Here is a 13,531-nt window from a genome sequence, read left to right as displayed (position 1 = left end):
AATTTCCGGTATTATCTTGGTTTGCGTCGGACGGAACCTGAATTTAGTCGCCCAGTGCGGTTCATCCAGGCCACGCCAGACGCTTCGTAGCGTTTTGCTCCAATCCAGTTTAGAAACTGTCCCCTCCCTGCTAGGCCGTGATCTGTTTGTTTCGGCCCATCATGCATCAGGCTGACGTCAGCGCTTGACGACCTCACCGGTCGGCGGGCCTGTCGTATCCGATACAGCTTCTAATACAAGATACTCGCCGCACGTTCGAGCGAGTCGCCCCCGTTTTTCGATCCGCACGCTGCTTCTTCGCTCGCTGATTCCAACGACATGGGCATGCCGATTGGCGCCGACGCCTTATTTCCCGTTTCAAGGATCGACATGACTTCGAGCTTCACCCCCAGCCCGTTGGAAACTCTCGCAGCACAAGCACTCGGCACCACTGATGCACCCGCAGCCGCTCCGGCAGAGCCGACCGGCCCCACTTTCGAATCCCTCGGCCTGTGCGCCGAAATCGTCTCCGCACTGACCGGCGCCGGCTATCAAAGCCCGACGCCCGTGCAGCAGCGCGCGATTCCCGCCGCACTCGCCGGACGCGACCTGCTCGTGTCCAGCCCGACCGGCTCCGGCAAGACCGCAGCGTTCATGCTGCCCGCCATCGAGCGTTTCTCGCAGATGCAAAAGCAGGAAGCGCAGCAACCGCGCGCCCCGCGCGATGCAAACGCCCGCCCTGCGCGCCGCCCGATGCCGGTCGCCCGTCCGCAATTGCTCGTGCTCACGCCGACGCGCGAACTCGCGATGCAGGTTTCCACCGCCGCGACCACGTACGGCAAGCATCTGCGCCGTCTGCGCACCGTCAGCATTCTCGGCGGTGTCGCGTACGGCCAGCAGTTGATGCTGCTCGCCAAAAACCCGGAAATTCTGGTTGCCACGCCGGGCCGTTTGCTCGATCACCTCGAACGCGGCCGTATCGACCTGTCGGGTCTGAACATGCTCGTGCTCGACGAAGCCGACCGCATGTTGGACATGGGCTTCATCGACGACATCGAAACCATCGTGGCCGCCACGCCCGCCACGCGTCAGACGTTGCTGTTCTCGGCGACCATCGACGGCAAGATCGCGTCGCTGACCGGCCGTCTGTTGAAGGACCCGGAGCGCATCGAGATCGTGCAGAAGCTCGAAGCGAAGAACAACATCGCGCAAACCGTGCATTACGTCGATGACCGCGATCACAAGGATCGTCTGCTCGACCATCTGCTGCGCAGCGAAGAACTGGATCAGGCCATCGTGTTCACGGCGACCAAGAGCGATGCCGATCTCATCGCCAATCGTCTCGCCGATGCGGGCTTCGAATCCGCCGCGCTGCACGGCGATCTGCCGCAGGGCGCGCGTAACCGTACCATCCGTGCGCTGCGCGAGCGTCGTGTGCGCGTGCTGGTCGCGACCGATGTCGCGGCGCGCGGCATCGACATTCCGGGTATCACGCACGTGTTCAACTACGATCTGCCGAAGTTCGCGGAAGATTATGTGCACCGTATCGGCCGGACCGGCCGCGCGGGCCGTAGCGGCACGGCGGTCAGCCTCGTGCACTACGCCGAAATGGGCGCGTTGAAGCGCATCGAGCGTTTTGTGCGTGCACCGCTGCCGGTGAACGTCGTGGTCGGCTTCGAGCCGCGCAAGGCGCCGCCGAAGGGCGGTTTCGGCGGCGGCCGTGGTCGTCCGGGCGGCGGCAATGGCAACAGCGGCCGTCGTTTTGGCGGTAACGGTGGTGGCAACAGCGGCGGTCGCAGCTTCGGTTCGGGCAACGGCGGCGGCGGTTACGCCAACAAGTCGAGCGCGGGTGCCGGTGCCGGTTCGCGCGAAGGCGGCTTCCGTGAGGGCGGTTATCGCGGCGGCAATCGCGATGGCGCCGGTCGCAGCGAAGGCGGCTACGGTCAGCGCGAAGGTGGTTACGGCGCGCGCCGCAACGATGGCCCGCGTGCTCCGCGTCGTGGCAGCTAAGCGTTAAGACGAGGCGGCTTTATGCCGCTTCCGTGCTGTTTCAAGAAAGCCGGTGCCTTGTGCATCGGCTTTTTTTCGTCTGCGTTTCGCGTATTCAGCGATAAACGATCACCGGAATCTTCGTGTGCGTCAGCACGCGCTGCGTTTCGCTGCCGATCAGCAGGCTTCCGAGTCCGCGCCGTCCGTGGGACGCCATGAGAATGACATCGCATCCCTGATGCACCGCCGTCTCGATGATCCCTAGGTACGGCGCGGCCTCGACGCTGGTCACGCTCGCGCACGCCACGCCGGCGTTCTGCGCGGCGCGTTCGACCGCGCGAAGGTGTTCGCGCGCTTCGTTTTCGGCGCGCGCGTGGAAATCGTCGGGCGGTTCGATGGCGACATCCGCGAAAGGGGAATACGGGTATTGAGGCAGACAGGCATAAGCCGTGATGCGCGCGCCGACGGATTGCGCAAGGTCGATCGCGCCGTCGATGGCTTTCTGCGACAGTTCGGAGCCGTCGGTCGGCACCAGAATGTGCTTGAACATGGCGTCCTCCTTGGAGGTCGGGGCACGTGTTTATTGTAGTCACAGGCGGCGTAGGATTGGTCGTTCTCGTGTCAACGGAATGCTGGTCGAGTGAGGTAAAGGGCTGCTGTCTAAATGTCGTGCAAGGGGCTTCTGTTGTTTGGGCTTTTGTTGCAGTAGCCGCCTCCCCGGCGGGGGGGTAACTTTCTTTGCAGCAGTGTATAGACCGGAGACATGGTTGACAGATGTACGAGGACATCGTTGACAGTTTTATGGTCAGGCTTTTGGGTCCCTCAGGTCAAGTGTCAGTATCCGATGATGGGCAAACCACAAGTCGAATACCCCGTCTTCACCGGGCTTTGCACGAGCCGCAACCGGCAGCCCATAAAGCGCGTTGGATAGCTTGATGCGTCGTCCTTCGAAGTCCACGCGCCCACCCGATCTGACCTTCATCACCACATCGTCCGGGCCGTACTCGATCTCCCGCAGGATGGAGGGATACGCGCGCGAGCTTGCCCGATAGCGGCTCTCGGGGGTGGCCATGCCGATTGCTTCGTGCGGCCGCTCGCAGTTATAGACGATGCGCCACCGCTCAAACGCCTCCTGCACGCGCTCCAGGTTCTCATAGCATCGCCCGTTCAGGACTTCGGCCTTCAGGGTGCGGTGAAACCGTTCCTCCTTGCCATTGGTCTGCGGGTGATAGGGCCGGCTGTAGCTGATGCCGATGTCCAGCCGGATCAGCCACACCGCCAGTTCAGTAAGTTGCCCCGGACTGCTGGGCGAGCCCCACGGCGCACCATTGTCGGTGTTGATGCGCGCAGGCAAGCCATACCGTGCGAACGCCTCGCACAGCCCCGCCTGCACGGCTGCGGTGTCGGTCGGACCACAGGCACGCAGCAGGATATTGAAGCGCGAATGGTCATCGAGCACGGTCAGCGGACTGCAGCGCTGCTTGTCCAGCGTCTCGAAGTGTCCCTTGAAATCCATCTGCCAGAGGGCGTTGGGCTGCGCGTGCTCAAAGCGCTTCCAGGGCTCGCTCCTCGCGGACTCGGCTGGCAGGATGAGTTGGTGCCGATGCAGGATCGAGGTCACGGTGCTGGGGTGCGGCACCCCTTCAAAGCCGAGATCCTGAAGGCGTCGGCTGATTTTGCGTCCGCCCCAGCACGGATGGGCCAGACGCAGTCGTACCACTTCCTGCTCGATGGCCTCAGTGCTCTTCGAAGGACTGCTGGCGGGACGGCGCGAGCGATCGGCCAGTGCCTGCTCACCCCGCTTGAGCCATTTGTAGCCGGTCTGCCGGCTGATGTTGAAGCGCTCGCACAACTCCGTCATCGTGAGGGTGTGTTGAGAGGCCAAATGAACGAATTCTTGTCGCAGGCTCATCGTGTCTTTTGTGTTCCAAGTCATGGTCGGCACCGGGGTTTCAGTACCCGAAAGTGTCAACCATGTCCTCGTACGTTTGTCAGCGATGTCTCCCGTCTATACACAGCAGCAAAGAAAGTTACCCCCCCGCCGGGGAGGCGGCTACTGAATAAACAACACAATCTGCAACAGCCCTTTGCGCGAAAGAACAACAAAATCAACCCGGCAACGACAGCAAAAACAAACCCTGTCTGTCAGGTGCAAGTACTGCAGCCTACAGGCGATAATCAGAACACCAAACCAAATCACCCCCCCTCCCAATACCCCTCCACCCCATACGTATGCTTCAACAAATCCAAAAACAACCTCACCCTCAACGGCAAATGCCTACGCTGCGGAAACACCGCATGAATGCCGATAGCCGGCGCAGCAAACTCATCGAGCACACTCACCAGCCGCCCCGCGCCGATATCCGCGCCCACCTCCCACCATGACCGCCACGCCAGCCCGCGCCCTTCCATGCACCACTCATGCAGCACCGCGCCATCGGAGCATTCCATCGTGCCGGATACCTTGATGGTGACGACCTTCCCGCCCTCCTGAAACACCCACCCACGCTGCTGATTCGCCGATGCCCCGAGCGCCAGGCAATTGTGCTGCGCAAGCGCCACCAGATCCTTAGGCTCGCCGCGACGGCGCAAATACTCGGGCGATGCAACGCAAACCCGCCGGTTATCACCCAGCCTCAACGACACCAGCGACGAATCCGGCAACTCCCCCAAACGCACCGCGCAGTCAAAACCCTCATTGACCAGATCCACCATACGGTCCGTCAAATCCAGACTCACCGACACATCCGGATGCTGCGAAGTAAACCGAGGCACCAGCGGCGCGACATGCCTGCGCCCAAACCCCGCTGGCGCCGACACGCGCAAATGCCCGCTCGCCTTCACGCCGCCCGCCGACACGCTCGCCTCCGCGTTCTGCATCTCACCGATGATCCGCTGGCAATCCTCCAGAAACGCCGAGCCTTCGAAGGTCAGCGTGATCTTGCGCGTCGTGCGCACCATCAGCTTGACGCCCAGCCGTTCCTCCAATGCATCGAGCCTGCGCCCGATCACCGCCGGCGCGATGCCCTCCGCCTGCGCCGCCGCCGACAAACTGCCCTTCGCCGCCACCGAGGCGAACGTTTCGATCTGCTTGAACCGGTCCATGCGTTTCGCGCGTCCTTAACGAGTCTCGCGCACAGATTAGGTATGTAAAAGTAAAAGATCAAGTGATTCGTGGGCGCTTTTTCCATCACCCAGATCACGAATAGAATTTGCCTCGACCTCTTAATGGAGCGCACGGCCATGTCGGCCATAACGACACCCGCCACCTCGTCCGGTTTATCGCTTATGCCTCGCGCCGTGATTTTCGACGCCTACGGCACGCTGTTCGACGTCCATTCGGTCGTCGCGGCGGCCGAGCAGTTGTTCCCCGGACACGGCAACGCGCTCTCGCTGTTGTGGCGGCAAAAGCAGATCGAATACACGCAGTTGCGCACGCTCGCCGACCCGTCCGGTGCGCATTACGCGCCGTTCTGGGACATCACCGTCGATGCCCTGCGCCACGCCGCCGCGCGCCTGAAGCTGGCCGAATCGCTAACGAGCGCCGCCGAAAAGCGGCTCATGGACGAATACGCCTGCCTGTCCGCGTTCCCCGATACCGTGCCCGCGCTGCGTGAACTGCGCGAGAGCCGCAAGATGCCGCTCGCGATCCTCTCGAACGGCAGCCCGCCGATGCTCGACATCGCCGTCAAGAGCGCCGGCATGAGCGGCCTGTTCGATCACATCCTTTCCGTCGATGCCGTGCGCGCCTATAAGCCCGCGCCCGCCGCGTACGCGCTCGGCACGCGCGCATTCGGCGTCGCCGCGCGGGACATCGTGTTCGTGTCGTCGAACGGCTGGAACGTCGCCGGTGCGACGTGGTTCGGCTACACCACGTTCTGGATCAATCGCGGCAAGCGGCCGATCGAGGAACTCGGCGTCACGCCGCGCGGCATGGGGCGCGGCATGGCGGACCTGATCGGCTTCATCGAAAGCGGTTGCCGGACGCAACAGGTTCCGCCGCCGCGACGTCTTCTCAACAAACGCAAAACCGTCTGACCGACCAAGGAGAACAACATGACGCAATCGCTCACGCTGCCCAAGGGCATGACCATCACTGCGGACATCAAGCCCGGCTTCGAGACGATCCTCACGCCCGAGGCGCTGGCATTCGTCGCTGCGCTGCATCGGCAATTCGAGCCGCGCCGCCAGCAGTTGCTCGCCGCGCGCGTCGAACGCACGAAGCGGCTGGACGCGGGCGAGCGTCCCGACTTTCTCGCGGAGACGAAAGCGATCCGCGAAGGCGACTGGCGCGTCGCGCCGCTGCCTGCGGATCTGCAACGCCGCCGCGTCGAGATCACGGGGCCGGTCGAGCGCAAGATGATCGTCAACGCGCTGAATTCCGGCGCGGATTCGTACATGACCGACTTCGAGGATTCGAACGCGCCGAACTGGGACAACCAGATCACCGGGCAGATCAACCTCAAGGACGCGGTTCGCCGCACGATCTCGCTGGAACAGAACGGCAAGTCGTACACGCTGGGCGACAAGGTCGCGACGCTGATCGTGCGTCCGCGCGGCTGGCATCTCGATGAAAAACACGTCACCGTAGACGGGCAACGCGTGTCGGGCGGCATCTTCGATTTCGCGCTGTTCCTGTTTCATAACGCGATGGAACTGATCGCGCGCGGCAGCGGCCCGTATTTCTATCTGCCGAAGCTGGAAAGCCATCTCGAAGCGCGTCTGTGGAACGATATTTTCATCGCGGCGCAGGAAGGCGTGGGCATCGCGCGCGGCACGATTCGCGCGACGGTGCTGGTCGAAACCATCCTCGCGACGTTCGAGATGGACGAGATTCTCTACGAACTGCGCGAACATAGTTCGGGGCTGAACGCGGGCCGCTGGGACTACATTTTCTCGGCGATCAAGAAGTTCAAGAACGATCCAAACTTCTGCCTCGCCGATCGCGCGCAGATCACGATGACCGTGCCGTTCATGCGCGCCTACGCGCTGCAACTGCTGAAGACGTGCCACAAGCGCCATGCACCGGCTATCGGCGGCATGTCGGCGCTGATTCCCATCAAGAGCGATCCCGCCGCGAACGAACGCGCGATGGCGGGCGTCCGTGCCGACAAGGCGCGCGATGCGGGCGACGGTTACGACGGCGGCTGGGTCGCGCATCCGGGTCTCGTGCCCATCGCGATGGAGGAGTTCGTCCGCGTGCTCGGCGATGCACCGAACCAAATCGCCAGACAACGTCCTGATGTGCAAGTGGCGGCCAGCGATCTGCTCGATTTCCGCCCCGAAGCGCCGATCACCGAAGCGGGTCTGCGCAACAACGTGAACGTGGGCGTCCACTATCTCGGTTCGTGGCTTGCGGGCAATGGCTGCGTGCCGATTCACAATCTGATGGAAGACGCCGCGACCGCCGAAATCTCGCGCTCGCAAGTGTGGCAATGGATTCGCTCGCCCAAGGGCAAACTCGACGACGGCCGCAAGGTCACGGCCGCGATGGTGCGCGAGATCGTCATCGACGAACTGGAGAAGATCAAGCGCGCGGTGAGCGGCGATTTCAAGCCCTACGAACGCGCCGCGAAAATCTTCGTGGAGATGTCCACGTCCGAACAATTCACCGAGTTTCTGACGCTGCCGCTCTACGAAGAAATCTGATCGCGTTCATTGTTTTCATGCACGATGGAAGACGGCTCGCGGGCCGTCTTTTTTCATGCCCGACGCGCCACGGACGATGCATCGCATGTGCTACATTGCGCATCGTCTTTTTAACGTTTCAACCGTGGAGCGCACGCGTGCGTGCGAACGAAAGCATGAGCAATATCGAGCTCGATATCGAATGGACCGAAGCGGCATCGCGCAAGATCGAAAAATTGATGCCGCGCGGCGCGAACAAGGACGCGTATCTCGCGCTGCCGCCGATCGAATGTCTGCCGATGGAAGGCGATGTGCTGTTTCTCGGGCCGTCGGGCAAGCAACAGCCGTTCATCGTGGCCGAGCGTCAGTATCACCATGACGGCGATGCGGACTGGACCATCATCCTGATCCTCGACGTTCCGCACGAAACGCACTGACGCCCGCACAGGCTTACGTCAACGCGCGGCTCAAAGCAGCTTAGCCGCGCGATGCACCTCGCCGTGCTCCGTCAGTTCCGGCGCCTTCGCTCGGAACGCCAGAATGTGCGGCGCCTGGCCGTGTGCATCGAGCGCGGCTTCGCTTTCCCAGCGCTCGAAGAACATGAAACGGCGCGGCTCCTTGATGTCGCGATGCAAGTCGTACTGAAGCGCGCCGTTTTCCTTTCGCGTCGGCCCGACGTTCGCTTCCAGCACTTCCCTCAGTTCTTCTTCCTTGCCCGGTTTGGCCACGAAAATGGCGAAGACGGCGACTTCCGACATGAGCATCTCCTCGTGTTGAATGGTTCGGCTTGAAGCATAACCGCACGACTTGAAACGCGTGCGGAAGCCATACGATTCACGCGCCCAAGAAAAAGCCCGCGCTTCTGTCGAAACGCGGGCAAAAACCGTCGCCCTACGAGGATAGGCGACGGGGCCACCGGGGTTCGCGGCAAAGCGCGAACCATCATCTTGGTTGTCGTGTGGCGCGCGTCCGGTGTGCAGGTTATGCGTTGCTTTTCACCGATTCGCGTCGTTGATGCAAATGTACTGTCCGACCGGTCGTTTCTTATAAGCTTTTGCGCACATTTCCGGATAAAAAGAATTGTCTGCGCAATTCGAGCGCGAGCGTCGCATTGCATGCGTCTACGCAAAGGTTTTCCGCAGAATGCGCGCAACGTTCGCATGGCGTGAAAGGACCATGAAAAAAGCCGCCTCGAAATCGAGGCGGCTTTGTGCGGAATGACAGATTCCGTGTGCGAAAACGACGTTCAGGTGATCTGATCGGCCAGCAAAGCCATGATCTGACGCGCTTGCGGCGACGAATCCACCTGCCCCTTGTCGTCGAGGATGGCAATGCGCGTCTGCCCTTCCGTGACCGCGCGCACGTTCACCTGATACTGCTTGGCGACCATGTCGATGCGGCCATGGAACACCTGATTCCAGAAGCCCTGTTCGGCGGAGCGCTTGTCGTTCGGATCGACATAGCGGATGAAGTAGATGCCCTTGGCGCGATCGCGGTCGTCCACCGTGAAATTCGCGCGATCGAGCGCCGTGCCCACGCGCAGCCACGCGCGATCGAAAGCGTCGGACAGCGTGAGTTGCGCGTTCTGCGCTTCCGGCACACGTTCGTTGCCGATCGGCGCATTGCTTGCGTTCGTGACGTTTTGCGCGGCGACCGCTGCGGCCTTCGCATCGCCTGCCTTGGCTGCCTGCGCGCCGCTGGCCGATGCCGCCGGCGCGGCGGAAATCGCCTGACCGGGCGTTTGCCCCGAATCCGCCATCGCAAGCGATGACATCAGACGGCGCAGATATTCGTTTTCGAGCGCGGGATCGTTCGGACGCGCCTGCCACTGGCTCTGATCGTTGTTCACGCCGGTGAGCGCCTCGCGCATGCCCTTCTGGCTGATGAACACGTACGTGCCGCCGTTGGGCGCGTTTTCGAGCCGCGTGCGGTACTTGTTGCGCTCGGCGGTGACATACGAATTGCCCGTTGCCTTGGAAAGCGTGTCGCGAATCAGACCATCCGAAATCTGCGGATGCGTTTCGTTCCAGTCGGTTTCCATCACGCCCTTGTCGCGCGTATCGACCACGAGCAGGAAGCCTTGCTCCTGCCAGAAACGCCGCACCTGCGACCACACCTGATCCGGCGACTTGCCATCGACGACGAGCCAGCGTTCCGCGCCGTCGCGCTGGATATGCATGCCCTGCACGGGCGGAACCACGGTCGGCAACGAAGGCGCGGTTTGCTGCACCTGTTGCAGGCCCGACAGCGTGGCTTGCCCGTTTTGCGGCGCGAGCGAGCGCTGGTCGGCGGCTTCGTCGAGGAAATTCGGCGGGACCGCCAGCGACGCTTCCTTCGCGCGCCCGTCGCTTCTGTAGTTCATCGCATCGGGAGAGGATGTGCCGCAACCCGCCACGATTCCGGCTACCGCCATCAGCGCAGCCACCCGTCTGGTTACACGAAATTCTGTCATGTCTGGAAATTCCTTCCGCTACGCCACGGTGGTTCAGTGGTTCTTCCGTGGATCAACCCGGCATTTTACCGGTCCCGCGAAGCCACGTGCAAAAAGACTCGGACAAGCGCGATGTTCTTCTGCTCGCGAGTGGTTTATGCGCGTGCCGCTCACCTGCTTTTTAGCATCCGAATCTTTCGTTTCGATGCTGTATTTTTAAGTATCGATTCGCTGCACAACTATCGGTTCGCCTGCTTCGTTTTGCTATTTAAGACGTCTCGCCGCGATTTGACAATTTGTGACAAACAGGAAAATCGGCAATTTGCCCGAGCGGTTTGTGCAACGCGTTGTATTTCAAAGGAATTGCCGCTGACGAGCGCCGAAGTGGCGACAAAACTCCCCTCCTAAGCGCGTATCACTTTCTATCGGACTCGTCCTAAACTTCTCATCTCATAAATACGAGAATTCTGAAACCGAGAGAGGGCTACGATGAAATCCATAAGAATTCCTAATCACGCTTGGGTAACGGCTTTTTCGATGACCATCGCGCTCGTCGCGAGCACGCCATGTCATGCGCAACTGGGCGCGAACGTCGGTATCGCGGATGCAGCGAACGGCGCGGTCGTGCATCGCTCGCAGGATGGGCTTGCGCGCTATCGGGAGACCACCGATGCGAACGGCATCGTGGTGCGTCAGTACGTGGATTCGAGCGGCGTCGTCTATGGCGTGACATGGCGCGGTCCCGCGATGCCGAATGTCGAAGCGCTGCTCGGCGCTTACTTTCCGCGCTTCAAAAGCGGCGCGAATGCATCGGTTGGAGACGCGGGATTGCATGCAGCGCGTGTCAACGATGGCGAACTCGTCGTCGAAAATCACGTTCGCCTGCGCGAGTTCAGCGGACGCGCGTGGCTGGCGAGCGCGCTTCCGGCGGGCGTCTCCGCCGACGACGTTCAATGACACGCGGAGGCCGACATGACGAAACCGATCTTCATTGCGAGTCTCGCGCTCTCGTTCTTCCTGGCCGCATGCGGCGGAGGCGGCGGCGGATCGACCACTGCATCAGCAAGCGCGCCCGCACCGGCCAGCACACCCGCACCCGCGCCCGCTGCAAGCACGCCGGTCGTGACAAGCCCCGCGCCCGCGCCCGTGAACACCACCGTCGTTCAATCGACGACACCGAACGTACAGGCCATCGAAGTCTCCAGCACGCCGACCAACACGCGCAACATGCTGCAAACGAGCGTGACGATCTGCGTGCCCGGCACGAACACCTGTCAGACCATCGACGACATTCAGGTGGACACCGGCTCGCAAGGATTGCGCGTGCTCGCGTCCGCGCTGAATCCGTCGATCGTGCTGCCAACGGTCCCGGCCAGCAACGCGAACGCGGTCGTCGGCGAATGCTCGGTGTTCGGCACCGGCTACACATGGGGCGCAGTGCGTCAGGCCGATATCCGCATGGCGGGCCAAAACGCGGCATCGACATCCGTGCAATTGATCGCGGATGCCGCCACCGGCAACGCGCCCACCGACTGCGCGCAATCCGGCCTGCCGATGCTCACCGCGTCCAGCCTGCGCGGCAACGGCATTTTGGGCGTCGGACCGTTCACGGCGGACTGCGGCGCGGGCTGCGCGGCGTCCGCCATGCCACGCTGGTACTACAACTGCATCGGGTCCAACTGCGTCAACGCGACGCTCGCGGTCGCGCAGCAAGTCACCAATCCGGTCGCGAACTTTGCCACCGACAACAACGGCGTGCTGATCGAACTGCCTGCCGTGGCGGCGACGGGCGCATCGTCGGTGACGGGTTCGATGATCTTCGGCATCGGCTCGCAATCGAACAATCTGCTCGGTTCGGCCACGGTGTTGCCGTCGAACACGCTGAGCGGATACGTGTCCACGAGCTTCGGCGGCAGCAACTACGGATCGAGCTTCATCGACAGCGGTTCGAACGCGATGTTCTTCCCCTCGACAACGCTCGCGACCTGCGGCGTCTGGTTCTGCCCCGCGACGCCGCAAACCTTGAGCGCCGCCATCAGTTCGACGAGCGGGGCATCGGCGGCGGTGAGCTTCACGGTCGGTAGCTCGACCACACTATTTGCCAGCGGCAACTTCGCCTTTAACAATCTGGCGGGCACAGGCAGTGGCTACTTCGACTGGGGCTTGCCGTTCTTTTACGGACGCCGCATCTTCACCGCGTTGGAAGGCCGCGTGACGCCCGCAGGCAACGGGCCGTACTACGCGTTCTGATGCCGCGATGAAAAAAGCCGCCGCCCGTTTCCCGGCGGCGGCTTCTCTACCTTCAACAACCCATCGCATGTTCAGGCCGACGCCTTGCCCTCTTCCTCGAAAATCTTCTGCGCAAGATGGAACGCCGAATTCGCTGCCGGCACGCCGCAATAGATCGCGGTTTGCAGCAGCACTTCCTTGATCTGATCCTGCGTCACGCCATTGTTCTTGGCCGCGCGCAAGTGCAGCGCGAGTTCCTCGCTGCGGTTGAGCGCGACCATCATCGCGATGGTCAAAAGGCTGCGCGTATGACGCGGCAAACCCTCGCGCGTCCAGATTTCGCCCCATGCATAACGCGTGATGAGATTCTGAAACTCGCTCGTCAACTCGGAGCGATTGGTCAGCGACCGGTCCACGTGCGCGTCCGACAGCACGGCGCGGCGCACCTTCATTCCCGCTTCGTAGCGTTCGTCGTCAGTCATTTAGTGTTCTCCGAGAAAATCCAGCACGGTGCGCGTGTATTCGTCGCGCTTTTCGATGTTCGACAGATGCGCCGCGTCCAGTTCGACGTAGCGCGCGCCTTCGATATAACCCGCCAGTTCGCGGCCCTGCTCCGCCGTCGTCGAGAGATCGTGCGTGCCGGAAATCACCAATACCGGCAGCTTGATGCCCTTCGCTTCGCCGCGCAGGTCGGCATCGCGGATCGCTTCGCAGTTGGATGCGTAGCCATCGCCCGAGGTATGACGGAACACATCCCGGATGCCGGCCAGCACCAGCGATTCGCGCTCGATGAACGGCGCGGTGAACCAGCGCGCGATGACCGCATCCGTGAGCGAAGGCATGCCGCCCGGTTCACGCGCTTTCGCGGCGCGCGGCGTCCACACGGCGTCCGAGCCGATGAGCGCGGCGGTGTTGGTCAGCGCGACGCGCTTGAACCGCTCCGGATGACGCGCGGCAAGCCCGATGCCGGTCAGCCCGCCCATCGACAGCCCGCAGTAATACGCGCGTTCGATTTTCAGATGGTCCATCAGCCCGATCACATCGCCGACGAGCTGATCGATGGTGTACGGCCCCGGCGCGACGTCCGACTGGCCGTGGCCGCGCGTGTCATAGCGCAACACGCGGTACTGCTTCGCGAAGGCTTCGACGTTCGGCGCCCACATCGAGACATCCGCGCCGAGCGAGTTCGACAGCACGAGCCACGGCGCGTCGTCGCCCGCCGTGACGTCGGCGCGGTAGTGAAGCCGGATTCCGTTGACTTGGGCAAAAGGCATG

General features: G+C 62.3%; 13 protein-coding genes. 6 read left to right on the top strand and 7 right to left on the bottom strand.

Annotated elements, in window-relative coordinates:
* Positions 1-369: 369 nt before the first annotated feature.
* The gene (locus ACZCWR_RS09685; RefSeq protein ID WP_487300554.1) at positions 370-1,989 is read left to right on the top strand and encodes a DEAD/DEAH box helicase; all 1,620 of its coding nucleotides are present in this window, start codon (positions 370-372) and stop codon (positions 1,987-1,989) included.
* Positions 1,990-2,083: 94 nt separating this feature from the next.
* Here ACZCWR_RS09685 and ACZCWR_RS09680 read toward each other — a convergent pair whose 3' ends face one another.
* The 3 genes from ACZCWR_RS09680 to ACZCWR_RS09670 form a co-directional block, all read right to left on the bottom strand.
* Positions 2,084-2,518, bottom strand: a complete 435-nt coding sequence (locus tag ACZCWR_RS09680; protein WP_487300553.1) for a universal stress protein — start codon at positions 2,516-2,518, stop codon at positions 2,084-2,086.
* A gap of 255 nt (positions 2,519-2,773) precedes the next feature.
* On the bottom strand, positions 2,774-3,904 hold the full coding sequence (locus ACZCWR_RS09675) for an IS481 family transposase (RefSeq protein ID WP_487300552.1): 1,131 nt from the start codon (positions 3,902-3,904) through the stop codon (positions 2,774-2,776).
* A 260-nt stretch (positions 3,905-4,164) separates the two neighbouring features.
* Positions 4,165-5,073, bottom strand: coding sequence for a LysR family transcriptional regulator (locus ACZCWR_RS09670; RefSeq protein ID WP_487300551.1), 909 nt, complete (start codon positions 5,071-5,073; stop codon positions 4,165-4,167).
* Between the two features lie 138 nt (positions 5,074-5,211).
* Between ACZCWR_RS09670 and ACZCWR_RS09665 the strand changes: the two genes are divergently transcribed.
* The 3 genes from ACZCWR_RS09665 to ACZCWR_RS09655 all read left to right on the top strand — a co-directional run bounded on the left by ACZCWR_RS09665 (position 5,212) and on the right by ACZCWR_RS09655 (position 8,033).
* On the top strand, positions 5,212-6,006 hold the full coding sequence (locus ACZCWR_RS09665) for a haloacid dehalogenase type II (protein WP_487300550.1): 795 nt from the start codon (positions 5,212-5,214) through the stop codon (positions 6,004-6,006).
* 18 nt (positions 6,007-6,024) lie between these two features.
* Positions 6,025-7,617, top strand: coding sequence for a malate synthase A (gene aceB / locus ACZCWR_RS09660; RefSeq protein WP_487300549.1), 1,593 nt, complete (start codon positions 6,025-6,027; stop codon positions 7,615-7,617).
* A 155-nt stretch (positions 7,618-7,772) separates the two neighbouring features.
* The gene (locus ACZCWR_RS09655) at positions 7,773-8,033 is read left to right on the top strand and encodes a DNA-binding protein (RefSeq protein ID WP_487300548.1); all 261 of its coding nucleotides are present in this window, start codon (positions 7,773-7,775) and stop codon (positions 8,031-8,033) included.
* Between the two features lie 30 nt (positions 8,034-8,063).
* Here ACZCWR_RS09655 and ACZCWR_RS09650 read toward each other — a convergent pair whose 3' ends face one another.
* Together ACZCWR_RS09650 and bamC are read right to left on the bottom strand one after the other, a co-directional pair.
* Positions 8,064-8,354 (bottom strand): putative quinol monooxygenase, encoded by a 291-nt coding sequence (locus tag ACZCWR_RS09650; protein WP_487300547.1) that lies wholly within the window; start codon positions 8,352-8,354, stop codon positions 8,064-8,066.
* Positions 8,355-8,842: 488 nt separating this feature from the next.
* Entirely contained in the window at positions 8,843-10,048 is a 1,206-nt protein-coding gene (gene bamC / locus ACZCWR_RS09645) for an NlpB/DapX family lipoprotein (protein ID WP_487300546.1), read from the bottom strand.
* A 516-nt stretch (positions 10,049-10,564) separates the two neighbouring features.
* Between bamC and ACZCWR_RS09640 the strand changes: the two genes are divergently transcribed.
* The gene (locus tag ACZCWR_RS09640) at positions 10,565-10,984 is read left to right on the top strand and encodes a DUF2844 domain-containing protein (protein ID WP_487300545.1); all 420 of its coding nucleotides are present in this window, start codon (positions 10,565-10,567) and stop codon (positions 10,982-10,984) included.
* Positions 10,985-10,999: 15 nt separating this feature from the next.
* Positions 11,000-12,277 carry a DUF3443 domain-containing protein gene (locus ACZCWR_RS09635; protein WP_487300544.1) on the top strand — a complete coding sequence of 426 codons (1,278 nt, stop codon included), beginning with the start codon at positions 11,000-11,002 and terminating at the stop codon, positions 12,275-12,277.
* Positions 12,278-12,348: 71 nt separating this feature from the next.
* On the opposite strand, the gene pcaC is transcribed toward ACZCWR_RS09635, so the two are convergent.
* Positions 12,349-12,738 carry a 4-carboxymuconolactone decarboxylase gene (pcaC, locus tag ACZCWR_RS09630; protein WP_487300543.1) on the bottom strand — a complete coding sequence of 130 codons (390 nt, stop codon included), beginning with the start codon at positions 12,736-12,738 and terminating at the stop codon, positions 12,349-12,351.
* On the bottom strand, positions 12,739-13,530 hold the full coding sequence (pcaD, locus tag ACZCWR_RS09625; RefSeq protein WP_487300542.1) for a 3-oxoadipate enol-lactonase: 792 nt from the start codon (positions 13,528-13,530) through the stop codon (positions 12,739-12,741).
* Position 13,531: the final 1 nt, after the last annotated feature.

It is taken from the genome of Caballeronia sp. A2-2, from assembly GCF_057612605.2.
The sequence above is the reverse complement of the archived record's forward strand: the minus strand, read 5'-3'. Positions and strand labels throughout refer to the sequence as shown.

Bases quoted from the DNA above. Each gene is read 5' to 3' on its own strand.
- ACZCWR_RS09685 (WP_487300554.1), top strand. From the start codon at position 370: ATGACTTCGAGCTTCACCCCCAGCCCGTTGGAAACTCTCGCAGCACAA.
- ACZCWR_RS09680 (WP_487300553.1), bottom strand. From the start codon at position 2,518: ATGTTCAAGCACATTCTGGTGCCGACCGACGGCTCCGAACTGTCGCAG.
- ACZCWR_RS09675 (WP_487300552.1), bottom strand. From the start codon at position 3,904: ATGACTTGGAACACAAAAGACACGATGAGCCTGCGACAAGAATTCGTT.
- ACZCWR_RS09670 (WP_487300551.1), bottom strand. From the start codon at position 5,073: ATGGACCGGTTCAAGCAGATCGAAACGTTCGCCTCGGTGGCGGCGAAG.
- ACZCWR_RS09665 (WP_487300550.1), top strand. From the start codon at position 5,212: ATGTCGGCCATAACGACACCCGCCACCTCGTCCGGTTTATCGCTTATG.
- aceB (WP_487300549.1), top strand. From the start codon at position 6,025: ATGACGCAATCGCTCACGCTGCCCAAGGGCATGACCATCACTGCGGAC.
- ACZCWR_RS09655 (WP_487300548.1), top strand. From the start codon at position 7,773: ATGAGCAATATCGAGCTCGATATCGAATGGACCGAAGCGGCATCGCGC.
- ACZCWR_RS09650 (WP_487300547.1), bottom strand. From the start codon at position 8,354: ATGTCGGAAGTCGCCGTCTTCGCCATTTTCGTGGCCAAACCGGGCAAG.
- bamC (WP_487300546.1), bottom strand. From the start codon at position 10,048: ATGACAGAATTTCGTGTAACCAGACGGGTGGCTGCGCTGATGGCGGTA.
- ACZCWR_RS09640 (WP_487300545.1), top strand. From the start codon at position 10,565: ATGACCATCGCGCTCGTCGCGAGCACGCCATGTCATGCGCAACTGGGC.
- ACZCWR_RS09635 (WP_487300544.1), top strand. From the start codon at position 11,000: ATGACGAAACCGATCTTCATTGCGAGTCTCGCGCTCTCGTTCTTCCTG.
- pcaC (WP_487300543.1), bottom strand. From the start codon at position 12,738: ATGACTGACGACGAACGCTACGAAGCGGGAATGAAGGTGCGCCGCGCC.
- pcaD (WP_487300542.1), bottom strand. From the start codon at position 13,530: ATGCCTTTTGCCCAAGTCAACGGAATCCGGCTTCACTACCGCGCCGAC.